15 protein-coding genes and 3 pseudogenes are annotated in these 25,933 nt (G+C 60.8%); 5 read left to right on the top strand and 13 right to left on the bottom strand.

All coding sequences use genetic code 11. The features are described 5' to 3' along the window. Window positions 1–3 precede the first annotated feature (3 nt). From merA to ETW23_RS24690, 4 genes and pseudogenes are all read right to left on the bottom strand, one after another. Window positions 4–1,415 (bottom strand): annotated as a pseudogene (gene merA, locus ETW23_RS24705) (mercury(II) reductase). A 12-nt stretch (window positions 1,416–1,427) separates the two neighbouring features. Next, window positions 1,428–1,655, bottom strand: a complete 228-nt coding sequence (merF, locus tag ETW23_RS24700; RefSeq protein WP_024099325.1) for a mercury resistance system transport protein MerF — start codon at window positions 1,653–1,655, stop codon at window positions 1,428–1,430. Beyond that, a complete protein-coding gene (locus ETW23_RS24695; RefSeq protein WP_024099324.1) occupies window positions 1,652–1,948 on the bottom strand; it encodes a heavy-metal-associated domain-containing protein in 297 nt (98 codons plus the stop codon). The genes merF and ETW23_RS24695 overlap by 4 nt, the downstream gene beginning before the upstream one ends. Before the next feature lie 14 nt (window positions 1,949–1,962). Then, window positions 1,963–2,361, bottom strand: a complete 399-nt coding sequence (locus ETW23_RS24690) for a mercuric transporter MerT family protein (RefSeq protein WP_024099323.1) — start codon at window positions 2,359–2,361, stop codon at window positions 1,963–1,965. Between the two features lie 73 nt (window positions 2,362–2,434). Between ETW23_RS24690 and ETW23_RS24685 the strand changes: the two genes are divergently transcribed. Continuing rightward, window positions 2,435–2,869, top strand: a complete 435-nt coding sequence (locus tag ETW23_RS24685) for a helix-turn-helix domain-containing protein (protein WP_024099322.1) — start codon at window positions 2,435–2,437, stop codon at window positions 2,867–2,869. A gap of 92 nt (window positions 2,870–2,961) precedes the next feature. On the opposite strand, the gene ETW23_RS24680 is transcribed toward ETW23_RS24685, so the two are convergent. The 5 genes and pseudogenes from ETW23_RS24680 to ETW23_RS24660 all read right to left on the bottom strand — a co-directional run bounded on the left by ETW23_RS24680 (window position 2,962) and on the right by ETW23_RS24660 (window position 10,123). After that, a complete protein-coding gene (locus tag ETW23_RS24680) occupies window positions 2,962–4,965 on the bottom strand; it encodes a type IV secretory system conjugative DNA transfer family protein (protein WP_096873517.1) in 2,004 nt (667 codons plus the stop codon). Window positions 4,966–4,973: 8 nt separating this feature from the next. Further along, window positions 4,974–7,307 (bottom strand): relaxase/mobilization nuclease domain-containing protein, encoded by a 2,334-nt coding sequence (locus ETW23_RS24675; protein WP_096873516.1) that lies wholly within the window; start codon window positions 7,305–7,307, stop codon window positions 4,974–4,976. After that, a pseudogene (locus ETW23_RS24670) lies at window positions 7,294–7,885 on the bottom strand (helix-turn-helix domain-containing protein). The gene ETW23_RS24675 and the pseudogene ETW23_RS24670 overlap by 14 nt, the downstream one beginning before the upstream one ends. Before the next feature lie 562 nt (window positions 7,886–8,447). Then, the gene (locus tag ETW23_RS24665; RefSeq protein ID WP_007120662.1) at window positions 8,448–8,654 is read right to left on the bottom strand and encodes a hypothetical protein; all 207 of its coding nucleotides are present in this window, start codon (window positions 8,652–8,654) and stop codon (window positions 8,448–8,450) included. A 539-nt stretch (window positions 8,655–9,193) separates the two neighbouring features. Next, window positions 9,194–10,123, bottom strand: coding sequence for a DUF2493 domain-containing protein (locus ETW23_RS24660; protein WP_096708176.1), 930 nt, complete (start codon window positions 10,121–10,123; stop codon window positions 9,194–9,196). 775 nt (window positions 10,124–10,898) lie between these two features. Between ETW23_RS24660 and ETW23_RS24655 the strand changes: the two genes are divergently transcribed. The 4 genes from ETW23_RS24655 to ETW23_RS24640 all read left to right on the top strand — a co-directional run bounded on the left by ETW23_RS24655 (window position 10,899) and on the right by ETW23_RS24640 (window position 19,618). After that, a complete protein-coding gene (locus ETW23_RS24655; RefSeq protein WP_024099315.1) occupies window positions 10,899–13,130 on the top strand; it encodes an ATP-dependent endonuclease in 2,232 nt (743 codons plus the stop codon). Then, window positions 13,127–14,971, top strand: coding sequence for a UvrD-helicase domain-containing protein (locus ETW23_RS24650; protein ID WP_024099314.1), 1,845 nt, complete (start codon window positions 13,127–13,129; stop codon window positions 14,969–14,971). The genes ETW23_RS24655 and ETW23_RS24650 overlap by 4 nt, the downstream gene beginning before the upstream one ends. A 67-nt stretch (window positions 14,972–15,038) precedes the next feature. Continuing rightward, entirely contained in the window at window positions 15,039–16,217 is a 1,179-nt protein-coding gene (locus ETW23_RS24645) for a DNA repair exonuclease (protein ID WP_096873515.1), read from the top strand. Continuing rightward, window positions 16,214–19,618 carry an AAA family ATPase gene (locus ETW23_RS24640; RefSeq protein ID WP_024099312.1) on the top strand — a complete coding sequence of 1,135 codons (3,405 nt, stop codon included), beginning with the start codon at window positions 16,214–16,216 and terminating at the stop codon, window positions 19,616–19,618. The genes ETW23_RS24645 and ETW23_RS24640 overlap by 4 nt, the downstream gene beginning before the upstream one ends. A gap of 159 nt (window positions 19,619–19,777) precedes the next feature. Here the strand turns inward: ETW23_RS24640 and ETW23_RS24635 are convergent, their stop codons facing one another. The 4 genes and pseudogenes from ETW23_RS24635 to ETW23_RS24620 all read right to left on the bottom strand — a co-directional run bounded on the left by ETW23_RS24635 (window position 19,778) and on the right by ETW23_RS24620 (window position 25,915). Continuing rightward, a complete protein-coding gene (locus tag ETW23_RS24635; protein WP_040104417.1) occupies window positions 19,778–20,185 on the bottom strand; it encodes a hypothetical protein in 408 nt (135 codons plus the stop codon). A 285-nt stretch (window positions 20,186–20,470) separates the two neighbouring features. Continuing rightward, the gene (locus ETW23_RS24630) at window positions 20,471–21,199 is read right to left on the bottom strand and encodes a DUF736 family protein (protein ID WP_024099310.1); all 729 of its coding nucleotides are present in this window, start codon (window positions 21,197–21,199) and stop codon (window positions 20,471–20,473) included. 124 nt (window positions 21,200–21,323) lie between these two features. Beyond that, complete coding sequence (locus tag ETW23_RS24625) at window positions 21,324–21,629, bottom strand: hypothetical protein (RefSeq protein WP_024099309.1); 306 nt, start codon at window positions 21,627–21,629, stop codon at window positions 21,324–21,326. 18 nt (window positions 21,630–21,647) lie between these two features. Next, window positions 21,648–25,915 (bottom strand): annotated as a pseudogene (locus ETW23_RS24620) (strawberry notch-like NTP hydrolase domain-containing protein). Window positions 25,916–25,933 lie beyond the last annotated feature (18 nt).

The raw sequence follows: 25,933 nt of genomic DNA, 5'->3' as shown, positions 1-25,933 counted from the left end.
CCTTCACCCAGCGCAGCAACTGAGAGCGGCCACGTCCTTCTCGAAGGTCTGGGCCGCAAGCTTCAGCCCTTCCACTGTCGTGAGATAGGGCATGATGGTATCGCCCAACTCCTCGTAGGTGAGCCCGGCTTTCAGCGCCATCGCTGCGGTCTGGATGCTGTCTGCGCCCTCGGGGGCGAGGATCTGCGCCCCCAGCAGGCGTTTGCTGCCTGCCTCGGCCACCAGCTTGATCAGACCGCGCGTGTCGCGGGCGGCAAGCGCGCGGGGGACTGCGTCGAGCGGCAGGACCGAGGTGAGGACCTCGTGTCCAGCGGCGCGGGCCTGTGCCTCGCTCAGTCCCACGCCCGCCACCTGCGGATCGGAGAACACGACCCAGGGCATCGTGCTGTTGTCGTAGCTGCGTGCCTCTCCCGCCACCGCGTTCCGGGCGGCGAGCTTGGCGCCGTAGGCCGCCATATAGACGAACTGGTTGCGCCCTGTGACATCGCCAGCGGCCCAGACGTTCGAGTTGGTGGTGCGCATCTGCGCGTCCACCACGATGCCGCCGCGCGCGCCGGTCACGATCCCGGCCGCGCCGAGGTTCAAGCCATCACTGTTCGGCACCCGCCCGGTGGCAAGCACCAGTCGCTCGGCGATGAAGTTCTCACCCCGTTACCGGTCAAACGTAGGCCGTCGCCGTCGCGCACCACGCTCTCGTAGCCGGCGACCCGCGCCAAGCGAATACCCTCGGAAGCGAGGTAGCCCTCCAGTGCTTCGGAAATCTCGGGTTCGGCCTCGGGCAGCACACCGCGGCGGCTGACCAGCGTCACCGCGACACCGGCACGGGCGAAGAGCTGCGCAAACTCCACGCCGATATAGCCCGCACCGAGGACCAGCATTGAGGCGGGTAGAACGGTGAGTTCCAGCGCCGACGTGCTGTCGAGGGCGCCGATATCCTGAATGCCGGGGATCGCGGGCGCGTGGGGACGCGATCCGGTGGCGATAACGATCTTCGCTGCCGGGAACGCCGCGTCGTCTACGGTAAGACTGCCTTTGCCGTCGAACCGGGCGCGACCTTCGATGTAGTCCACGTTCTCGTGCCGAGGCAGCACGTCGGCGTATTTTGCCGCGCGCAACTCCTCAACGAGCGCCTGCTTTTGCGCAACCGTCGCAGTCCAATCAGTCACGCTGGCTTCGGCACTGATGCCGTCAAACCGATTGGCGGCGCGGGCGTGGTGAAGGCCCTCCACGGCGCGGATCAGGGCCTTGGAGGGCACGCAGCCCACGTTCACGCAGGTCCCGCCAATCGTCCCATCGCCGATCAGCGCGACTCGAGCCCCGGCTTCGGCGGCGGTAATGGCGGCCGAAAATCCGGCCGAACCAGCGCCGATCACAGCGAGATCGTAACCGCCCTTGGGAGTGCAGCAATCTTTCATATCATTCTCTCTTCAATTCGTGCGTTGGCGCCGCCAGAGCGCAAAAATGGTGATGCCGATGAACACTGCCAGCGCCGGCAGGAGCACGAAGTCGAGCCAGCCCAGCATGGCCGAGAGCCCGACCGCGCCCAGCAGGACCACAAGGACCGGGGTGAAGCAGCACAGCGCCACCAGGACGGTGCCGATCAGCCCGTATTTCAGCATGCGGTCGTCCTTGGGGTTTGTCTCGCGCTCGCTCACGAGACGTCTTCCTGGGCCACTGTTGCTCCATAGCCCACTCCGGTGACGGCGGCGATCAGCTGGTCCGGGTCGGTGGCGAGATCGTCATAGTGCAGGACGTAAACGCCATCCTCGGCCTCGCCCTCGAGGAATTCCGCGATCTCCACAGTCTCCACGCGCTTGAGCGCAGTGGCGACGATATAGCTGCACGAGGGGCAGGTCAGACCAGTGACGTGCAGGCGGGTCTCGGCTTCGGCTGCAAAGATCGCGGTCGGCGAGATCCAGAGGATGGCAGCGAGTAACACTTGTCTCATGATGGGCTCCGATATCAGAAGGTTAGGATGCGCGGCGCGACATAGGGAAAGACCAAGGCCAGCAGCACCACGGCCAGCGCACCCCAAAGCAGTCCGCGCATCAGGCCGCGATCCACCGGGCGCGCGCAGACCCCGGTGCCACAGTCCTCGGCAGACACAGGTCGGTAAGCCTTCCAGAATCCATAGCCGAGCGCCGCCAAGGCGAAGGAGAGGGTTATCCACTTGTAGGAGTAGAGCGCTGTAAGTTGGCCGATGAAGACCCCGGTGACGCCAAGGCTAACCAGGACCAGCGGCAGGATGCAGCAGGAGGTCATCGCCAGCGCCCCGAGCACCCCGGCGCCAGTGGCGGTCCATCCGGTCCTGTCGGGGCTGTCGCCCTCCCAACGTTCGGTATCGTTCGTCTCGATCGTCATCGTGTCACCCTGTTGTCGTTCGATGACTGACAAGATAGGGTCTGTAGCAGCTACAGGATCAAGGAGAAATTTCATGTCGGCTGATCACGCCCCCGCGAGCGAGCTCAAACGCTCCGATCTGGCCAGGCTGACCGGCTGCAACCTCGAGACGATCCGTTATTACGAAAATGTCGGCCTGGTGCCTGATCCGCCACGCACCGCATCGGGCCATCGCCGCTACAGCACGGCACATGTGGAGCGGCTGAACTTCGTGATGCGCGCGCGGGACCTTGGCTTTACTATGGAAGAGATCCGCGGGCTGCTATCTCTCGTCGATCGCGGCAGCCACACTTGTGCCGAGGTCGAGCGGATGGGGCGCCACCATCTCGAGGTAGTGCGCGACAAGATCCGCGATCTCCAAGTGATCGAGACCGTGCTCGCTCAGACAATCGCACGCTGCACCGGCTCGGACACACCAGATTGCCCCCTGCTCGACGTCCTTAGTGCGGGACAGACCAAGTCAGAGTAATCAGAAAGCTCGGTGGAATAGCTGTCATACACGCGAATTGCAGCGAATGGCCGTTGTCCGCCCTCTATGACCGTCAGACCATGCCCACCGCCCTACCGGTGAATTGGCTTTTTGCCACCCTCCTCCTCTCGCAGCATCTCTTCCATTTCATCCAATCCATCGACAGCAGAGCGCATCTGCGCCTCATCATCCACGCCCACTGTCTCGGCATCCGCAACCTGGCCCCCAAAATCCATTTCCATCTGTCGCTGTTCCTCGGCGATTACGGCTTGAACGACAGGCGCAGTCTTCTTTGGGGTGACATCGGTTTGCCCTGACGATTGGCCATCAGCAGCGTGGCGTGCGGCCTCAACGTCGGCGTCGGGTCCGCCTGCTCCGTCCGAAGGCGGCGTCATCGGCATGGCGCGCACACTCAGCGGCAGCGTGCCCTGCGGCCCCCCTCCCCCCGGCTTCGGAAACGGCAACTCCCCCGTCTGCGCCGCGTGGATCGCCTTGAACAGCCGATCGTCAAAATATTGGATCCGCTTCGCGCGGACCGGCATCTGGGCATCGATCACCATGACGATCTCGTCGAGCGGCAGGCGGCGCGCCTCATCCTCGGGCAGGAGAGAGCTTTCTTCGGTCCGGGTGGACTGGCTGCGTCCTTCAAAGGGGTTCTTGCCGATGGACTGGGAGCGCGTGATGACGGTCTTCGTGGTCTTGCCAACCGCCTTGCTCAGCTCTTCGACGGTCTTCTCATCAGAAGGCGTCAGGTAGAGCTTCACGCCCGCGTTGCCCTGCAGGGCGCGGCGGGTGTTCTCGCCGTAGATTTCATCGAGGGCGGGGATGGTTTGCGTGACCACAGCCAAATGCCCGCGATAGGTGCGCAGGGTCTCGATGCTCTCGACCACGATGGGCATCTTGCCCAAGCGATTGAACTCGTCGAGCATGATCATCACTGGCCACTGCTCATCCGGCCCGGGGTCCTTTTCCTGCATCGCCGAGAGGAGATCGGAGAAGAAGAGCCGGATCAGCGGCGCGAGGGGTTTCACCATCAGCGGCTGGACCACGAGATAGACCGAAAAAGGCTTCTTGCGGATCGTGCGGAAATCAAAGTCCGAGACTGCCGTCGCCTCATCGATGGCCGGGTTCTGCCATTGATCGAGCCCCGAGGTCATCAGGAGCGAGACGTAAGAGGTCAGCGTGTCATTATTGGTCGAGGCCAGCCGGGTGAAGATCAGCTTGGCGGCCCTGTTGTCGACCTCGTGGCCGCGCGCGAAGTATTCCTTCTGCTTGTTCCCGCCCGAGGCGGCGATCCGATAGATTTCGCCCAAGGTGGGGCGCTTGCGCTGGAAGGCCAAGAGCCCTGCCGCCACGAAGAGATCGATCCCGCCCTTGAGGAGGCCCTGCACCCGGTCATTGTCGCTCTGCAGGAACAGCGTCGCCAGGAGCTGCAGTTCCATCTGCTGGCGCGCGGGATCTTTCAGTTGATGGATGCGCAGGAGCGGGTTGTAGCGATGGGTGCGCTTGCCCTCCCAATCGGTGGGGGCAAAGCGATAGACCTTGTCGCCTTGGCCTGCGCGGTGCCGGGCCGTTGCCTCGAAACACTCGCCCTTCACATCGAGCGTCACGGCGGAGCCTTGCCAGGTCAGCAGGTTCGGAATGACGAAGCCCGTAGTCTTGCCGCGACCGGTGGGGGCCACGATCAGCGCATGCGGGAAAACCTTCGAGCAGATGTAATTGGCGCGGGAGCCCGGCGGCCCCAGCTTGCCGAGGATGAACCCGGTGCCGGGCGCCCCGAAGAACCCATTGGCCTTCATCTCGCGCGCGGTCTGCCAATGGGTCTGGCCAAAGCGTGTCAGGGCGGACCCCGAGAGGGCGAGGCTCAGCATCAGGCCGGCGGCAGCGAAGCTGCCGATGATCAGGTGAATAAGTTGCGCATCCTCCGGGCGGCGGTCCAGGATCGCCAGATAGTTCTGCGCGATATATGCAAAGTCGATCTCGGCCCCGAAGCCGAGATCCTGGTAGGTCAGCACCGCCGAGGCGATGGTATAGCCCATGGCCCCGGTCACCAGCGTCACCAGCAGGACGCCTGTGGCGATCCGCGCTTTTCCCATGGAGGCGCTCAATGGACTTGGCCCCGCTCGGTCTCGCCATCCACGTCTGTCGGGCGGTGCTTTTCATATTCGGTGTCGGCAAGATCATCGACCACCTGGCGCAAGGCCTCCGTGTTGGCCGTCGCTGCATCCGATTGCAGGTAGACCTTGGCGACATAGAGCCGGTCGAGACGGTCCTCGAGAACCTTTTCCAGCGCATCGGCATCGCCAGATGTGAGCCGCTCAAGTTGACGGTTATCAAGCACCCGCGCGATCTCGTCGCGGAAGGCGTCCCGCTCCGCCTCGCTCTCGAAGGGCGCGGACAACTCCCCCGCCCGCTCATGGTCCAGAACACGCGCAATCTCGTCTGCGAGGCGGTCGGCATTGTCAGACCGCGGCGCAGTTTCATCGCGGGTTGCGAGGATGTCGTCGCGCGTGCCAGACCCGAGCCTGTCGCGCAACTCGTTTTCGCGGCGGACCTGATTGATGACCTCCGTGTCCCGGCTCTCGACGACGGCCGCATAGGTCGCGCCAAGCCCGCGGGCGAGGTGGGACGGCATGTCCGGATAGCGCGCGCGCAAGTCATCCGTGACAGCATCTGCAACCGGCACGCGGAGGTCGCGTCCCTCCATGATGCGGTCGACCTCGCGGGTGATCTCGCTGGCGCGGGCCGCATCGGTGATGGTCTCCCTGTAAGGCTCAGACCGGTCGATCACATCGCCGGGACGTGCGAGCAAGTCCGGGTGTGCCTCGAGATACGCGCGCTGCTCCGTCTCGATCCGACGCTCCGCCCGCGAGACCACTTCCCAGTCCCGGTCCTCCACCTGCTGCGCTGTCAGGCCCTCTGCGCGCATCTCCTGACGGATTGTCCCTTCCATCGCCCGGACCGCGTCCCGGTGATAATGGAACCGCTCGCTGATCGGTTCCGCTTCCATGACACCATCCCGGCGCAGCACCTTCTCCTGTTCCAGCATCGTGCCAAGTTCGACGTGCACATCGTTGAGAATGTCGCGGGCCTGTTCCAGATCGGCGCGGCGTTCGAGGTTCAGATCGCGCGCCTCGGCCACCTTGGAGAGATCATTGGCGATCCATTGATGCTCAAGCGCTGCATTTGAGGCGCCCGTCTCGATCCGGGCCACCACTTCCGATGTGCTGATCCCCGTGCCCCGTAGTGCTACGTCAATGCGCGATCTCAAGTCGGGCTCGGCCAGTCGCTCGCGCTGGCTGGCGTCGATATTGGCTTCAGAATAGATCCCCCCCTCCGAGGGGGCCTCTGATAGCGAGCCCGAGCGCAGCCCCAAGGGCTGCATGTGCTGGACCTGCGCCTGGATCTCGATGAGGCGTTTTTCCAGCACGGGACGTTCCGCGTCAGACTTCTCGGCGATCATGCCCTGCACCCGCGCGAGCTTTTCCGCATAGAGGCTTCTGAGATCCTCGAAGCTTTGATCCTCGGCCATATACACATCTCCTGTTCGGTCCACCTGCCCGCCATGGGCCAACACCTCGCCCGCGCGGAAGAGCGCCGCGGCGATGTCTTCGCGGGCCTCCCGGGAGGCCTCTGTGGCCAGCGAATGGTAGACGGTTCTGGTGTTGGCGATCTCCGCCAGCGTCCGGGTCAGGTCTGTCCCCACACGCTCGCGCTCGCGGGGCGCGCGACCCTCTTCTTTCGCCGCATAAACCTCGCTGGTCCGGGCTGGGTAATGCACAACCCCGCGATCCACCCGCCGCGTGGCTTCCAGCCGCACACCGTACTTCTCGGCCTCCTCGACCATGGCGAGGCGGAAGTCGTCATAGTTGAAGCGATGGTTGCGCCCCAGAAAGAAGAACTCACCTTCCTGCGAGCGGCGGTTCAGCACCAGATGCGCATGGGGGTGATCTCGGTCCTCATGCACCGCGATGATGTAATCGAAATGCCCCGCGTCGGTCTGGAAGAACCGCTCGGCCACATCGGTCGCGATGTCGCGCACATCCTCTCCACGCGTGCCGATCGGGAAGGACATGAGCATATGTGTTGTCTGCCCGAGCTTCGGCTTGAAGCCCGCATCCCACCGCTTGGCAAAGCGCTCTGTGAGGTCCTTGATGTCACCCGCCTCGAGCTTCGCCTTGCCATCCAGAAACCCGCTACTGTCGACGATATGGGTGGACTTGGTGGTGAGGTAATCGAGCTGGTTTGCGAGCTGCGATTTGGTATGCGTGCCCCCGCCCCGGATCGCCTTGAAGACCGCCGGCCGGTGCCCTGCTGCCGCGCGCACAAGCTGGGTCTGCTTGGCGACATGCAGCCCCTGCATCGAGCCCCGGATCCGGCTCCAGCCGTCTCGGAAGACCTCGCCCGTGACGGCGTCGACAGCATCATTCAGCCGCATGGGCAAACTCCCTCAGCGCGGCCGTGGCCTGCAGCTGCATCGCGTCTCGACGGCGGCGCAGAAGCAGATCGATCTCGTCCGCGGAATCCAGAATGAACCGCGCCAGCCCGCGCATCTGCGCGAGGCGCAATTCGGTGAACTCGGCACTCGTGCCCCCACGGCCCCCTGCCCCGCCGGTTGGCCTGCGTCATCTGCTTGGCAATCTGCGCGACCCCATTGCCGACCTCGTGCAGTGAAGCGCGGTAACGCGCCATCTCGGCTGCCATCTGCGCGTCCGGAACGAACACCCCGCCTGCCGCCTGAATGAGCCGCCGCAGCCCTTCGGCCCGGCTTTCGATTCCGGCCTCGGCCAGCACCTCGTCGAGCGCCGCAAGCTCCGCAGCCGTGACCTTCACACTGACCGCTGAGACCGGAATTGCGGCATCCGTCTGGCGCTCGGCATCGGCTTTGAGCGTGTACTGGATCGCCCGCACCGACACGCCAAACCGTTCTGCCAGCACTGAAGTGGAAACGCCTTCCGCAGCTTCGCGAACGATCTCCATGCGGTCCGCATCTGTGAGACGTTTTGAGCGCGACATGCGAAGAAAGACCCCCTATTTCCTGCCACCTTCCACCAAGGCTGCCCCTACCTTACGATAATATACCAAGCTGTCAATTATATACTTACGTCGCATTCAGGCTCAGGCAGCCTTGGTGTCCGCTTCACGCCGCGGCCCGCAGGGACGCGGCTCTGCCGCCCTCACCACCGGGCGACCCACCTGTCCTAGGGGTCCCGTCCGCCAGCCCCGCCCGAGGGTCTGGCCGAACGCCAAGTGTTCGGACGGAACCGCGGGCGGGCGCAAACCCCACCGACAGGGCGGACAGGCAGGGTCAAGGAGGGCCAGATTTGGCTTGCCAAATCTCTGCCGCAAAAACCGGGAGGCCCTGGCCGATAGGTTTTTGCGGATGGCCCCCTTGAGGCTGACTGGCCGGTCTGTCGCGGCCTGATCATTCCGGGGGGAGTGCGTCCGTTGAACGCGCAGGGACCGGCACCAAGGCGAGGTCGCTGCCGGCGATCACCCGCGCCGGAACCGGCATCCCTGGAACAGGGATCGGGCCGCCCCAAGATCGTCCTGGGGCGGCCCATCCTCGTCAGAGGATTCAGTCCTGGGGATCTTTCGCGCTCGGCGGGAACATCACCAGCTCCGAGACCGCGACCGGGAAGTCGAGCTTGAGGCTGAAGAACTCCGAGCCGTCCCCGTTGCGGGTGTTGCGGAACATAGCGCCCACGCGCTGAAAGCGGGTGCGCTCCTGGCCATCGGTATCGGTGAACTTGACGGGGACGGTTGCGACGTAGTGGTTGGTCATTTGGGTTACTCCTTGTTGCGATGGGGATCACCCGGCACGGGGGCAAGAGGCTCGGTCGCAAGCGCAAATGCGGAGGGTCCGCGGCTTTGCCGTGGAAGCCGTATTTGTGCTTGCCGAAGCGTGAGCTGAGGGCACGGACGGGCCGACCCCGTGCGATCCACATCGATGAGCAAAAAGGAGTGATCCGGATGACCCCTTACATCACGCCGACGCCGTCATCTGCGTCCTCGTCCCGCCGCTCCTGGCCGGGGTGCTCACGGAGCCCGCCCGCGTGGGTTCGATGTTCCGAAACACGCCCCGAGGGACGTGCAGGGCTTCAGCCTAAAGTGCGACGGCTCGACCCCTTGCGTCTTGTGCTGCGAACGATGTGCGTGAGGTGCGCACCATCCCCAGCCCGTACCGATGCGGATGGGCCGCACTCTGACGGACCGGGTAGAGGGATAACGGTACTGGACGCCACGAGCTGCCGATCACGCGTGACCGACCGCACGCACCATGAGACATGACGAAAGGGCCGCGCCAAGCGCGACCCCCTCTCTTCAATTCTGCGACGCCTTCTTCGCCGGGTCCGCAACCCGCATGACCGTCAGACCTTTCGCTTCCGCCTTCTGCCCGAGGTTCAGCGCGACTCCGTTGCCGCCGAAGAGTACAACCCCCGTCGCCGCGAACTTGTCGTCCAGCATTTCGTCGTTGCACTTGAACGGTGCCGCCCGCCCATGCGCGGACCAGCGCGGATCGAAGCGCGCCTGTGCTATCCCGCGTGCTCGGGCCCACCGGGCCGCAATCATCTCTGCCCCGTGCTTGCCGCCCTTGTGGCAGAGGAAGATCTCCTGGTTGCGGTTCTGCTTGATCCGTTCGCGAACCTTGTCGAGCGTGTTGAAGATCACATCGACATCGGTCCAGTCGGTGGCGCCTGAGACGATCAGGGGCACCCCCGCGACTTTCGACTTCTCGGCGGTTTCACGGTCGTGCTGCTCCAGGAGCTGCCGTGCCTCGAAGACCGCCCCGGTCTCCTGCGCCCGGACGCTTGCGCGCGACCCGGCTGCCGGGATGAAGGCGTGGCCCGTCTCGATCTCGTAGCATTCCGCCGCCGCCTCGCTCATCACCTCGATAGCGCTGACAATCTCGCGCAGCTGCAGAAAGCGCGCCTGCGCCTCGTCGAGCGCGGTCTCGGCGATCTCCGATCCGTCGTGGGATTTTGCCAGCGCGCCGATCTTGTCGGCGGTGCGGTCGACCTCCTTGCCAAGCGCCACCTTGCGGCGCTGCAGGATCGTGGCGAGCCCATGGGCCAGCGGTTCGATCTCTGCTTCAAGCCCGGTCCCGCGCAGCTGACCGAGCAAAGCCTCGAAGCTCTCGCGGATGATGTGGTCGCTCAGGATGTGATCTTCCGGGATCGGCAGGTGGGCGTCCTTCTCGGTCAGTCCGAAAAGCTCGATGGTCTCGTAGGTGTTCGCAGTGTCGTAAGCCATGTCTGGTCTCCAGTGTTCGGTTGCAAGGCCACCACGTGAGTGTGGGGGCATGGCCGAATGTCTGGTTTCCGAATCTGCCCGGGTCAGGGACGGCGCAGCCGCCGGCTTGCCGGGCGCAAAAGTTTTCCGCGTGCAGCAACTGACACATGCGCGCCCTCACGCACGGGACCGCCCCAAGCCACAGGCCCCGTCCTCGCCGAAAAGTTTTGCGATCCTTGACGCGGGCTGATTTGGGGGCCATCCGGAGGATATGCTTCCACGCTCATGTGTGTGTGTTTTGACGGTAGGTTTGCCCGACACGAGCAGGCAAACGGCCCGACCGGACGCGGGAGACGGATGCAGCGGCGGGATCGTTTTGCCCCGCAAAACAGACCAGAGCGCAATCCGGCGGAGCGGCCAGGGAGAGACGTGCTCGCGAGGCGGGCAAACCGGGACGCCGGGTGCGACGCCGCGGTGAGGCCGCATGGCCGAATGCGCGACGGACCGAAGGGCCGTTCTCCCCTGCGACACGCGAAGCCGAGCTGGGGAGGCCGCAAGGCATAAGCCAAGGTTGATGTGCAGGCGACTACGCTGCAGAATACACGGATTACTTTTCGAAGCACTCCACGTGATGGGCCGGGAACGGACTGGCGGCTTCATGGCAATGAATGCAAATAAGGGGACATCCCTCGTTGCCATGGTTCGGTCCTCCCGAAATTCTACACCTAGGGAGCGACGCATTGGACTGCCCCTTTCACGGTAGACAAGCCCTGCCTCATAAGGTGGGTTTGGATGGGTGACGCAGTTGTCTTGCTTTTGTCAGCTTGGTGACATTCGCGCCGTTGCGAGCATCAGTTTTGTGTCAACCGGCGACGAATTTACCTTCCCGAACACAACCAATGATTGCTATCATCTTCGCAGCTTACAGGGGGACTGGATGCGTCTAGGTAGTATATCCATTCGAAATTTTCGGCGCCTGAATGATGTGTCCGTTGATTTCGAAAGCAAGGAAACTGTTTTTGTTGGCCCGAACAACAGCGGCAAGACTTCTGCGACGGCTGCCATTCGAAGCTTTCTCGGGAACCGGGAATTCAAGATTCATGACTTCTCCATTCTCGCAATTGCCTCTATCGACGCATACGCTCCAAGGAACGAATCCAGCCTACCTCAAATAGAACTTGATCTCTGGTTTCACATCGATCCGGACTCAATTGCGTTCGGTCGGGTCTTTGCCCTGGCAACGAGCCTTTCCGCTGATTTCTCGGAAATCGGGATGCGCTGCTCGTTCGCTGCGGATGACGCAGCAGAACTCTGGAAGCATTACGATGCAGCTTTCCCGACAAAGGAAGACGGTACCCGCAAGCGCCCTTTGAGCTTCTTCCTTGGAATGGAAGGCAACTTGAAAAAGTATTTTGGCATCAAGGTGTCCTCGCTGGAAAAGCTGGAAGAGGAATTCGTGGCAACGGCACTCTCCGCGCAAGAAGGCAAGAAGATTGTCCATTCTCTGCTGCGCGTCGATTTCGTTGATGCCCAGCGAAATATTGACGACGAGAATGCCGCGAGGAGCAACAGACTGTCAGACGCCTTTGCGACGTATTACCGGAGAAACCTGGAGCAGGCGGAACTGGCCGAAGAAGCTGTAGCGATCATTGAACAGAATAATGAAAATCTGACTAGGCACTACGACGAACGCTTCAGACCCCTGATGACAATGATCGGAGGTCTTGGCCTTCCCTCCGACAACGACCGCGCGATGAAGGTCGTTTCGACACTCAGTTCGGAGGTTGCGTTACGCGGTAACACCGAACTCTTCTACGTCGATGCCAGCACCAGCCATGAGCTACCCGAGGCCTATAACGGACTGGGTTTCAAGAACCTGGTGTTCATGGCCATTCAGGTCGATCATTTTTATCGGCAATGGCTCGCGACCGAAGACAACCGTCCGCTGTGCCAGATGATCTTTATCGAAGAACCGGAAGTGCATTTGCACGCTCAGGTCCAACAAACATTCATTCGCCAGATGTGGGACGTGCTCACCGCTGACGCACCAGAAGGCGAAAGCAAGCCCCAGCTCACAATCACGACCCACTCGTCGCACATCCTGGATACCGTGGATTTCTCAAAAATCCGCTACTTCCGTCGGTGCCATATCAACGGTGAACAGGATGGAGTGACCTATCAGGGAACGACCGTGCACAGCCTTCGCCAATTTCAACCTGAGCCACTTGAATTGGGCGGCGATATGATTGAACCAGAGGAATCACTTTCCTTTCTCAAAAAATATCTGAGACTTACGCATTGCGACTTGTTCTTCTCCGATGCTGCCATACTCGTTGAGGGGTCTGCGGAAAAACTGCTTTTGCCGCGCATGATTGACATATCGGCGCAGAATCTGAACAAAAAGTATCTGACCATTCTGGAGGTAGGTGGCGCTTATGGGATGCGCTTCGCCGGATTGTTGGAATTCCTCGAAATTCCCTATTTGGTCATCACCGATATCGACTCCGTTGATCCCGCGAGAAACCGGGCGAGTTGCGTCGCTACCCATCCGGGAGCCGTTTCGTCGAATGCGACTCTGGGGTATTTCTTTGGAGAGACGAGAGTCGCCGAACTCTCCGGCAACACCTTTGACGATTGTCTGCAAGCTGAAGGGATGCGTTTTGTCGCCTATCAAAAGCCAGTAGAAGTTAACCGTCAGGACAATGCTCAAACCTTCCACGGGCGAACCCTTGAAGAAGCCTTTGTCTTCGAAAACCTCGACCACTTCCATGCCGATGGACTCAGTATCGGCATTGACTTGCCGGATGGTCGAGCCGAATTGCAAGAGGCCGTCTGGCGACGCATTAAAAGCGATACTTTCAAAAAAACAGAATTTGCTATGGATGTCCTTGCCTTCGAAATACCGGCAGGCGGGGACGAAGAAGCGAATGCGGGAGAGAACCGGGACTGGAATGTTCCCCACTACATCGACGAAGGCCTAAAATGGCTGGAGACACGTCTCTCCCAAAACCTGGGAGCCGGCGAATGACGGCAGAACTCAAGCCAACTGAGGCCGATAAGAAAATTGCTGAGTGCATCGCCAAGGACGTTTCATTTTCGGTTATCGCAGGCGCTGGTTCAGGCAAAACCACATCGCTCGTTGAAGCTCTGAAAGGAATCCAGAGGTCCCGTGGAAACGAGCTTCGGAAAAACGGTCAGCGCGTGGTGTGTATCACATACACAAACCGTGCCGTTGGAGTGATTTCGTCGCGTCTAGGTTTCGATGACCTCTTTTACGTTTCCACTCTGCACGGGTTCCTTTGGGCGGAAATCGCGCGCTTCCAGGATGCTATTCGGGAGACCCTTCGTGATGCGATCGTCCCGCAACATATGGAAAAGGCCCGCGAGAAAGACAACGGGGGGACGTCTCAGGCCGCTCAAAAAGCGAGGAAAGACCTTGAGCGCCTGACTGCCCAACTTGCTGCGCTAAACGCGCATAAACCGCCGATATGCTACGAAGAAACCGTTATCAGCGACTATTCCAAATGTGTCCTGAACCATGATGATGTTATTGACGTCGCGGCCTATCTAATCACGAACAAACCACTCTTGCGCAAAGGCCTCGGGTTCAAATACCCCTACATCTTTGTCGATGAAGCTCAAGACACCTTCCCGCAGGTCGTCGAGGCGCTCAATGCTGTGTGCGCGGACGAAGGTTTACCAATCGTCGGATATTTCGGCGATCCGATGCAGCAGATTTACGATAAGCGTGCCGGAGGTTTTGCCGGTCCAAAAGGCTCCGAAAAGATTCCGAAGGAAGAGAATTTTCGAAGCTCAACCTCGGTGATCGACCTTCTCAACAACTTCAGAACCGATCTGAAGCAGGTTCCGGGTGGGAAGAACTCCGACGTTAAGGGCAGCGTCTTGATTACGATCGCGCAGGCTCCCGACCCTGCCGGTCCACGGAAAACCTATACCTCTGAACAACTCGATGAGGTAACGGCGAAGTTCGAGGAAGCCGTTGAACAATGGGGATGGACCGATATTACTCCTGTAAAGAACCTTTTTCTGGCACGCCAGATGATCGCCCGGAGGCTCGGATTCGTTACACTGCACAAGCTCTTTACAGGTGACTATTCGTCGTCCAGATCCCAATCCGACTATGAAGACGGCACGCACTATCTTCTCAAGCCCTTTGTGGACGGCATTTTTTCTTTGGTCGATGCATCCCGCAACAACTATCCTAAGAAGCTGATTGAAACACTCCGAAGAATAAGCCCTGCTTTTGACGACACTGGAGCGAACAAGAGCAAAACCCTCAAACAGATGCTCGAGGAAGCCTCAAAACACGCCGCTGCTTTGGCAGAAAAATGGGAAGGCAATACGGTCAAAGAAATTCTGGAATACTGTAGCGCGAACGCGCTTTATCCAATTTCGGACCGCCTTGCAGGTCAGTTGGCTCGCGCTCCCCGCCAAGCTTATGACTCCGGCAATGAGGATCACCAAAGGGAAAAAGGAGATTGGCTGGCTGATGAATTCTTCAAGCTGAAGGCTGACGAACTCGAAAAGTACATCGAATTTCTGGATGAGAATTCTCCTTTCAGTACGCAGCACGGCTCGAAAGGCGAAGAGTATGAAAACGTGCTGGTCATGATCGACGATATCGAGGCAGCCTGGAATACCTACAGCTTTTCGAAAGTTCTGACCCCTGGTGTCGCGGGCAATCCGACCGACCGGCAGCAAGAACTTACTCAAAAGCTGGCTTATGTCTGTTTTTCACGGGCGGAAGTGAACCTTAGGATTTTGATGTTTTCGAAAGCCGCGGAAGCGGCCAAAAAAGAACTGGTTGAGCGCGGTTTGTTCCAGGACAGCCAGGTTTCAATTTTATAGGTACCGGACAGATCCTTATGCAGATTCATTTTTTCACATCGATCGTTTTCAGGAAGATTTAAAATCTATGCGTGTCCTCGTTTCAGCCGACATTCATCTCGGGTCGCCGATTCGCTCGACCGCGATGCGCAATCCGGATCTGGGTGACCATCTGAAACAGGCAAGTCGGGACACGTTCATTCGCATTGTTGATCTGGCAATCTCGGAAAGTGTCGATGCACTGGTTCTCGCTGGCGACATCTTTGATAATGACCAACCAGACCTGAAGTCCCGGGCATTTCTGATCTCGCAATTGGCACGCGCCGCTGACGCGGGTGTTCCCACAGTACTGATCCGTGGCAACCACGATGCCCTTCTCGATCACCGAGCCCACGGTAACCTGGGTCCGAATATTCATTTGCTGCACAAGAACGAGCCCAGCGTGGAAATCGGTGGCGTGTGGTTCCACGGACTGTCTTTCGACACGGCGCATGTCTCAAAAAGCTTCCTGCCCGACTACCCGGCGCCGGTGGCTGGCCGGAAAAACGTCGGACTGATGCATACGTCGCTGGATGGCTCGCCAGGTCACGATCCCTATGCTCCCTGCTCCGAGCAGGATCTGCTGGCACATGGCTATGACCTTTGGTGCCTCGGCCACATCCATGCCCCCTTTGAGCGCACATCAGGCCCAGTTCTCGCTGTCATGCCGGGCATTCCGCAACCACGCCACTTCGGAGAACTTACCGGCGGTACGGTCGCGATTGTCGAGCTTGATGATGACACTCCGAATATCGAACGGCATCGGGTTGGACATCTGAGATTCACCGAATGCGCTTTGGATCTCAGTAAATCTTCAGATGTTCAGGAAGTTTTGAGCGCGCTTCGGTGTGCACTCCAAGGGGTGCAGCATCCAGAACACCGCATAGCGGTGCGTCTGCAGGTGGCCACAGGCCACCATACTGCTGAGACACTGACGGCCCTTGCGAACGAATTGTTCGATGACATCGAGCGCGTGTTTATCGACAAAATCAAAGTGGTTGCCCCCAAACAACTGATCGACGCAAAGGCGGATGACCTAGTGCGCCTGATGCGGGCCGAGCTCACCGAACCGGGCTTCCAGCTGGCCACCAAAGAGATCCTCGAAGAACTCAGAAACGCAATGCCCCGTGAAATTGCCGACGAATTATCTGAAGACGCCTTGGATGACCTTTTGGAGGAGGCCGTTACTGAAGTTACGCTGTCTCTGCACTCAGGAGCCGCGGAATGAGACTGAACCGGCTTGATCTCATTCGCTATGGCCGTTTTGACGGCGCCGAGATCGTGCTCCCGGCACCAGCCGAGGGCAAACCTGATGTCACCGTAATCTATGGACCGAATGAATCGGGAAAATCCACGGCCTTTAACGGGTTTCTGGAACTTCTCTTTGGTATGAAAGCAGGAACCCACCCGTACGCTTTCAGGTTTGAACGCAATGACCTTTTGGTCGGAGCGGAGCTGGGTATCCCCGGACGCGGGGTGACAGTTTTGCGCCGAAATGGCAAACGCACCCAGTCCCTGCTTGATCATCAGGACCGCCCGGTCGACGAAGCCATTCTTTCAAGTGCGCTCCATGGCCTTTCCATGGAGGGTTATGTCGAAAGGTTCTCACTCAACGACGAAGGACTCCGCAAAGGCGGTGAACGGATTGCCGAGGCAAAAGGCGACCTGGGCCAGCTTCTGCATGCGGGTGTATCAGGCCTGACCAGTATGGCGACGACACTGGAAGACATGACAGCCCGCGCCGAAAAGTTTCACAAGAAGAGCGGCCGAGGTACGGCGCTCAAAACCGGCAAAGACCACTTGAAAGAGATCCATCAGGCACTTCGAACGGAACGTCTCACGCCGGATCGGGAACGCACTCTTCGGAAAGACAGAGAGACCGCGCAAAAGGCTTTCGAACAGGCGGACACCGACCTCACGCGTGCCCGAAAACGGCAGGCAGCAGGAGCGGCGGCGCAGACCTGGTATGACAAATCGGAGGAAATTCGGAAAATCGACGAATTTTCTGCCGATTTTCCGGAAGGTCCGAATTTGAAGAAGGGCACGGATGGGCAAGTCGCCACACTCGTGACAACCCTATCGGAGAAAGCAGAAAGTATCGCAGGCGCCGATGACAGAATTGCGCGCCATGAAGCGGTCATTTCAGAAAATGAGGCTGACCCGGCTGCCGGACATCTCGAAGCGGAACTCACAGAGCTGGATCAAATCAGAATCGATGGGGCGTCCCTCACCTCCCGAGCGGACACGGCCAGATCGGATCTGGAAAAGCGCGCAGGTGAGCGCGATGACGCGGGCCGCCAGATAAAACAGATTCTGACAGCGTTGGCGGTAAGTGACGAGCCTGTAGAGGCCTTGGTCCTGACGACCGAAGAACTGGAGACACTCGCGGATGCGGTACAGGCCTGTCAAACCAGCGAGGGCGAGCTGCGAGCGGCTTCAAACGTGTTGAAGACCGCACGCGATCAGCTGGGGGATACTCCAACCGAACCAAAGGACTTGTCTCACCTGCAGATCGCGTTTGACGCATGGCAGAAAGTTTCGGACGTGTCAGGTCTTGAACATAACCTCGCATCGGAACTCGCCCGGCTAGCCAAAGCAGTTTCGGGTCTACCTGCTTCTTGGCAGACACTTATCGAGAACGGCCTGCCTGCACGTGAAAGTCTCGATGAAATCCTCAGGGAATGGAACACCCTGAATGCCAACATCGTTTCCGCCACAGAAGATTTGGAAGGTCGCGAAGCGGACTACAAGGCCGCGCGCGCAAAACGCGAAGCCGACGAAAGCGCGCCGGATTCGATTGACGCTGCAGCGACGGAAGAAACCCGTCGTCAGCGTGACACAGCCTGGCAATCCCATCGTGGCAGTCTCTCCGACAAAACCGCGGAGCGTTTTGAGGAGGCCATGCATGCAGATGATGGCGCCCGAACGAGCTATCTGATGGGCACGGAGGCGCGCAAACAGCTTGCAAACTCGCGCGCACAGGAAAGCACCGCAAAAGCCGCACGTGACACGGCAAAAGACAAACTCGAAGCACTCACCGGAAAACACGAAGCTTTGACCAAGCGGGGCGGCTCACTCGCGACTGCCCTGGGCTTTCCCGTCGATACGGGGCCGGCTGCGTTTGCTGCTAGACTTACCAGCCTGACGGCGGCGGCTGAGATCGCAACTGAGGTCACTATTGCGGAGAATGCCTTTGAGGACCGCGCCAAGCGCCGCAAGGCAGCCTTTGACGAACTGCTGGCAGCAGCCCGCCTAGTCGCCCTTGAAGGTGAAGATAGTGACCTCCCTGAGCGGGTTGGCAAGGCTCTCACACTTCAGGAAAGTGTCCGTAAGACATGGGAGAACTGGCGTCGCGGGGAACGTAGCATTGCCGACTACCAGAAAGCTGTATCCCAAGCCGAGACAGATCATAAGGCAGCCTTGAACCGACTGGAAACGCTGACCTCGGCGCGACCTCTTCCTGATCGCTCGGCCACGGGCGTGAAAGCAGCGCTGCCGCACCTGCGCACGCTGCAACAGGTTCACAGTAATCACAGAAGCCTGGCGGGACGTGTTGAAGCCCTGGAACGCGCCGTTGCCACCCTGGCAAGGAGTGCCGCACGATTGGCGGAGATCCTGGAGGAGCCTTACAATCCGAAAGACGATCCACTTCCCATCATCAACCGCGCTCGTGCGCGTGTAACCAAAACCGCTGAGGCGGATCGTGTGAGAAAACGAGAAGAAGACCTTCTCGACAAGGAGGTCAAAGGCCGAAAGCGTGCGATAGTTGCCCGGGACGAAGCGCAAACCCAGCTGGAAAACTTGTTTGAAGGACAAGGTGGTGAGGATCTTTCGCCGACGGAGCGCGTGGGGATTCTAGCTGAACGCGACGAGTTGCGCGAAGACCGGGCCAATGCGGACACGAGCCGCAATAAGGCGCGCGACGGCGTGGATCGTACGCTCTTTGACGAAGAGCTGACGCGATTGCCCGATGTAACGCGAGAAGCGGAACTGCAGCAAAAACTTGACGATGCGCAAACGGCACGGGATGCCGCTTTGAAGGAAATGAATGAAAAAGAACGCCTTTACGAGGAAGCTTTTCATGCCGCTGACAACAGCGATCTGATCACCGAACAGGCCACGATCCTCGAAGAGTTACGAAACGGTGCAAGGCATGCGGCTGTCGCAAGGCTCGGGATATTGGCTGCGCGGGGTGCCTTAAAGCGCCTGGCTGCCGAACGAAGCAGCGCAATGCTGAAAGACGTGGAAGAAGCTTTTGTCACCATGACATCTAAGGAATGGGAAAAAGTCGTTGTCTGGAGTGAATCCGAGGGCGAAAAGCTGGTCGGCATCAAACCCGGCGGCGGCCCCGTGAAGGTCGAAAACATGTCCACTGGAACCATGGGCCAATTATATTTTGCCCTGCGCCTGGCCGGTTACCGCAGCTTCGCGCGTGATCCGGGCCCCCTGCCCATGGTTCTCGACGATATTATGGAAACCTTCGACGATACCCGTGCATCTGCCGCATTGAATCTCTGTGCCGAGATCGGACGGAGCGGTCAGGCAATCATTTTCACGCACCATGCGCACCTGTTGGAGCTTGCACGCAAGAACATTCCAGGAGTTTCCGTCGTGGAGATGCCGCATTAGCATCCCGCTGTTCACTCTTTCACCTGAAGTTTGATGACTATGGAACAGCTCTTCAAAAAATATGGACCGCTTTCGCGCGCTACCGGCGATACGCCTAAGGGACCGGTGGCCAAGGCGGCAAATCCGATCACAGCCTGAGCCAGGGGAGCGGCCTCGATTTTACAGGGTGTTCCCAGGCCGCAGCGGCATGATTTCACGCTCGGGGCGCTTCAGGGCTTCGGCGTATTTGCGGGCGTTGTCGTCAATCGTGCCGTGCCAAAGCTTCGAGACGAACGCGCGGGCGTCTTGGACTTTCATGTCTTTCAGCGAAGAGGACAGCGCCATGAAAAGCTCATCCTCGCTGATCGCAGCGGCGCTGTGCATGGCGCCAGCGTAAAATGACGGGTCGTTGAGAACCTGCTCGCTCAGCGGCATCCGCGCGAGGTTCTCTTCCGGGATCGCCATGAAAATCGTGTCCTGCAGGTCGGTCAGATACGCACGCCGCGATGTGGACACCGGCTTTCTCGCCGCCTTGTCCTCCAGATGTGCCTGCCTTGTCCTGTCGAGATTTGCCCTTGCATGGGTCATGATGACTTCACGCTTTCGGGCGGGTAGCGCGAATCCGGTGCAGCGCTCGATATGGGCGAGGAGATCTGCAACCTCTGCCTCAACATCAAAGTTGTCAAACCATGGAACCGTCCCTGATCTAGCCGCCACGTGCCCGCCCTCGATGTATCGATAATATATTATTGTATCACATTTGCACCTGATCGCAAGCGGGGGACGTCCTTCACGCAAACGGACATGGAAAAAGGGGAACCGTGATCCCACGGCTCCCCTTTCGGTTCAGATCGTCTCCCCCCCGCGCGCCGATTAGGCGACCAAGGAGAGCCCCGCGCCCGCGTCCTGCGGCTGCTCACCGCTGTCGATGAACGGGATGATCGAGAAGGTCTTTCCGCCGCGCTGTTCTTCGTTCTGCACGGCGTTGACGCGCAAGTCGCCATCAGGCGTGTTGATCAGCAGCGACAGGTAGTCATTGCCCGTGCGGCTGCTTTTGGCCATCCACGCCGAGCCGACGCGGATCGGTTTACCCCGGGGCGAGCTGACCTCGATGCGGTAATCGGGGTGGGTCTCCTCGGATTTGTAGCTGTTCTCGATCAGCATAAACTCCAGATCGAACATCATGTTGGCGATGTAGCCCGTGAAGGCGTTGTCAGCGTCCATGGCGGTGAGCTCGCCCGAGATCGAGCCGGATTTCATCAGGCCGTTCGAGACCAGCGGGATGATCTCGAATTCGCCGCTCTGGGCCGCGCGCGCCTCTTTCGTCTGCACCGCGTTGACCCGGAACGGGCCGAGGCCGACATCGATCTGCATCGAGATGTAGGGGTTGCCGCTGGTATTGCCGGTCTCGTTCCAGGCCGTGCCGATACGCACCTTGCGGCCTGATTTGTTGACTGCCGTCACGTCGTAATCCGGGCTGCGAGCGGACATCTTGGCCCGTGCCTCGATCTGGATGGCGATGTCAAAGCGCGTCGAATGGATCATGCCGGTGTACTCGGCGGCTGCGGTCTCGACATTGCGGGTGAGGGTTCCTGCGAACATGGGATGGTTCCTTTTGGATTGGCCGGTGCCTGACGTTTTTGCCAACGCAACCGGGATTGCTTTCTCGACCCCTTGAGGGATCACAAACCAGAAAGCTCGCTTTCCTTTCTTCCCAACCTTCAGTTCAGCGCTGACGCCTGAAAGACTGTGCCACCTTCCCGCCGGGTACGACGCCCCTCCCCTGTTCGTCTGGCCTCGGATGGCTGTCCTGGGTATTCTCGTCGACCTCCTCCGATCCCGCGATGAAGAACTCTGCTTCCTCCCCGTTCAACCGCTGCCCGCTCCGGTCGGTCAGCCCGATGGTGCTGCCGTTCGGCTCAAACGTGATCAGGTATTGGCCGAGGCTGTCCTTGTGAACAACGTAGCCGGTATTGGCCCAGTGCACGGTCTGGCCTGCATCGATGGCGGTTTTGATCTCTCCGAGTGTCATGATCTTTCCCCCCATTGCCTATTCTGCTGCCACTGAAGCGGCATCTGGTGCATGCCCCAAGATCCGAGTCAGAATGCGGCCCGTGTCGATCCCGTCCCCATGCGGCAGAAACACCCGCAACTGAAAGGCGATGATCTCCGTGAAGCAGCCGAGCGCCTTGAGGCCTTCGATCATGCCCTTGTCCGCACCGCCCAGCTCAAGGCGCATCTCGCCTGCGACCCGGCGACGGGTCAGGGTGAGACCCCGGCCCAGATCGACAGGCGCGGTGGTGCCGAGGGCGGCGGTCAGCATCTCCTGTGGCGTTTGCGGGTTGGAGACGAGGAAGCTGGCGCGCAGCGCGGCCGCCCCTTCCTCGCTCAGCGTGCGCCCGATCATGGCGGTCGCCCCGTCCGGCGTGACGCGGTAGATGCGTTCATTCGTGGTCGGGATGTCCTTCCAGATCGGCAACAGCAGCCCGGTCAGCAGGTAGAGCTTGGTTGTGGTGGTTTTTGGCAAGGACGCTGCCTCGGCATCCCAAAGCCGTGCAAACTCGGGCCTGTCGATCTCTTCCCAAGCCGAGGACTCGAAGCGCGTCTCTTCGAGGTAGCTGGAGCCATTGGGCCGCACCGCCTTGCGCATGAGCGTGACGATATCCTCGTCATACATCTGCATGGGGCGCGCCGAGATGAGCGCCGCGCGACCGGAGGCGCGATTGACCATCGGTAACTTGTCGGGATTGCGCGACATGGCCTCTTCGGCGTCCAGCACATACACTGGGTCGGTGACCTCCAGCCCGATAATCCGCGTCACGGCGCCGGATTTCGGGCAGGTCCAGAGATCCTCGGTGGAGACCTGTTCTATCTTGTCGCCGCGTAGGGTTTCCACGCCGAGATCGAGCGTGCCCGCCGCGCGCGCCCGTTCCGTCTGATCGGCAATCCGGCGCATGAACTCGGCAAAGAGTGCGTTCTGCATGTGGATGGGAAGGGCAAGCACCCGGTTGAGAAACCGCTGGATCGGGGAAGCTCCTCAAGGAGCACCCCGTCCTTGTCGATCAGCCGCAGGGCGGTCCAGTCGGTGAAGCTCTCGTAGCTCATCGCCTCGGCCCGCCCGGCGGCAAGATCGGCGAAATACCCACGTAGTGCGGCCCGCGCGATCGGGCTTTCGAGATTGTCCTCCTCCCGGAACATGCCTTGCGAGCCGGTCTCGCGCTGACCCTTCGTCAGGGCCCCCAGCTGGTCGAGGCGTTTGGCTATAGTCGAGGTGAAACGCTTTTCGCCATGCACATCCGAGGTGCAGACCCGGAAGAAGGGCGCGCTGACTTGGGCAGAGCGATGCGTGCGGCCGAGCCCCTGGATGGCCGCATCGGCGCGCCAGCCGGGCTCCAGCAGGTAGTGCCGCCGCCGTTTCTGGTTCTTCGCCGTTTGCGCCGCATGATACGACCGGCCCGTACCGCCCGCATCGGAGAAGATAAGGATATCCTTATCACCGTCCATGAAGGCTTGGGTTTCGGATGAATTGCTGCTGGCGGCGCGCTTTTCGATGAAGAGATGACCATCCTCGGCCTTGAGGGGCCGGATGGACCGCCCCGTGACTTCTGCCACGGCCTCGTCGCCAAAGGCCCAGAGGATCTGATCCAGCGCCGAGGGGATCGGCGCCAGCGTCATCAACTCCATCATGGCCGCGTCACGCAGAGCGAGCGCCTCGCGCGAGACGACCAGCGCGCCAGTTTCATCCCGAAGCGGCTCAGCCACCATGTTGCCGTCGATCTCCACGAGCTTTTGGGCATGGATCGGAAAAGTCTGTTCGAGGTAGGCGAGAACATAGTCGCGTGGCGTCAAGGCACCCTCGACGAGTTCATCCTCCGGGTCCATCGTCTCAAGCCGACGCTTCAACAGGCTCTCACCCGTCGAGACCACCTGGATGACGCAAGCCTTGCCTGCCGCCAGATCGTCCGCGATGGCGTGGATGATGGTCGGGGCCTTCATGCCCATCAGCAGATGATTGAAGAAACGCTGCTTTGTGCTCTCGAAGCGGGACTTGGCCGAGGCGCGTGCTGCCGAGGCATTGGTCTCGCCCGAGGCACCGTTGACGCCAGTCGCGGTCAGCGCGGCCTCGAGATTGTGGTGGATCGTCCGAAAAGAAGCCGCGTATGCGTCGTAGATCTCGATCTGGGCCGAAGTGAGCGCGTGTTCGAGCACGTCATACTCCACGCCGTCGAAGCTGAGGGCGCGCGCCGTGTAGAGGCCGAGCGTCTTGAGATCGCGCGCGACCACCTCCATGGCGGCGACACCGCCGGCTTCCATCGCCGAGACGAAACTCTCGCGGCTCGGAAAGGGGTATTCGGGGCCCTGCCCCCAGAGCCCCAGCCGCGCGGCATAGGCCAGGTTGTGCACACTCGTGGCACCCGTGGCCGAGATGTAGAAGACGCGAGCGCGGGGTGCTGCCAGTTGCAGCCGCAGGCCCGCAAGGCCCTGCTGGGAGGGTTTGACCCCCCTGCCCTGCTCAGACCCGGCCGCGTTCTGCATGGCATGGGCCTCATCGAAGGCAAGAACGCCGTCAAAGTCTGCGCCCATCCAGTCGAGGATCTGGCTCAGTCGCGTGGTGCCGCATTTGCCCGCAGACCGCAGCGTGGCGTAGGTGACGAAGAGGATGCCACAGGTCACGGTGATCGGCTGGTCCGGTTTCCATTTGGAGAGCGGCTGGATGTCGGCGGGCGAGCCGCCGAGATCGGTCCAGTCGCGGATCGCGTCCTCGATAAGCGTGGCGGATTTGGAGACCCAGATCGCCTTCCTGCGCCCGGAAAGCCAGTTCAAAAGGATCAGCCCCGCGCATTCGCGTCCCTTACCGCAACCGGTGCCGTCGCCGTCGCCGAGGAAATAGCCGAGGCGATAGGCCCATGCGTCCGGGTCATCATCAGCACGCGTCAGCTTGGTTTGGTCGTCATCGATCATAAACCGCCCCGGCAGATCACGCCCATGGGCATCATGTGCCATGATGATGGTTTCCAGCTGCGCCTCGGAGACGTGACCCTCCTCGATCAGCTTCGCGGGCAGGCGCAATTCCGCACTGGCCGCGCCTGAGGGCACCGGCGGCGCGACAGAGGCCATGGCGATGCTCTCGACGAGCGGCGTGGGATGTTCCTGCGCACCCGCGATCTCGATCCGCTGCGGCCGGTAGCGCGCATAGATGTCAGAGATGGGCGTGTTGTCGCGCGGGGTCTGAAGGCTTGTGAAGCTGAGCGGACGGACGGTATTGGGCCGTGGTTTGGAGGCGGCGACAGGCGAAGCGGCGGTCTTGCGCGGGGCAGATGATCGAACGGTCGGTCGCGCTTGAGGGATCGCTTCAGCCCGCTGGGCGGGGCGCATCTCGATCCGGGTTGCGGCCACGGCATCGACATATGCCAAGGCTTCCTCCAGATCCTGAACCGCGGCGCGGATGAGTTCGCCATCGTCCTGCACCTTGTCGAAGACCATCAGCTGGGTTTCGACAGAGGTGCCGAGCTTGCGGTAGACCTGCCCCGGCATCGTCAGCGCCAAGCGCGGCGTCAGAAGACCGCAGGCCCGCGACCAATGCGCGGCATCGCGTTCGGGCGTGAATCCTGGCGGCATGATCGCCACCAGCCGCCCGCCGGGTGCCAGACGCTTCGCAGACGCGATGAGATGCTTGGCGGCGATGTGTTTGTCCCGGGAACGATCGACCGAGGAGGCGAAGGGCGGGTTCATCACCACGACGTCGGGTAGAACCGGCGTTTGCAGCAGATCATCGATATGCTCGCCGTCATGGCCCGTCACCTCGCCGCCGAAAACCGCGCGCAGGAGGCGCTGGCGAAAGGGGTCGATCTCGTTGAGCAAAAGCGTGGCACCGGCCCGGGCGGCAAAAGCGGCCAGTGCACCGGTGCCCGCCGAGGGCTCCAGAACGGTCTCGCCCTTGCGGATCGCCGCGGCCCGCACCGCCGTGGTCGCGAATGCCAGCGGCGTGGAAAACTGCTGCAGACGGATCTGCTGCTCTGACCGGCGGGTTTCCGTAAGGAGACGTGAGGCGAGGAGTTTTGCGTTGGCGATGTCTGCTGTGGCACCGGCCCCACGCAGAAGCACCTGGATGGCCGCTGCCTGCATCATGTCATAGGCCATGCGCCAGTCCCAGGCGCCACCGGCATCGCTGCCATGAAACGTCTCGCGCATGATACGCGCGAGCGCTGAACTGCGCAGGGGCTGGTCATCGACCTCCGTGCCGATTTGCGCGAGGGCAGAGGCGAGATCGGCTTCGGAGATTGCGAGAGCCGGGTTGGCCGTTCTGGGTTTGGACATGGGGATTTTCCTTTGGAT

The organism is Leisingera sp. NJS201, from assembly GCF_004535885.1.
GTDB lineage: Bacteria > Pseudomonadota > Alphaproteobacteria > Rhodobacterales > Rhodobacteraceae > Leisingera.
Note: the sequence above shows the minus strand (reverse complement) of the source record. Positions and strands in the feature narration are given on the sequence as shown.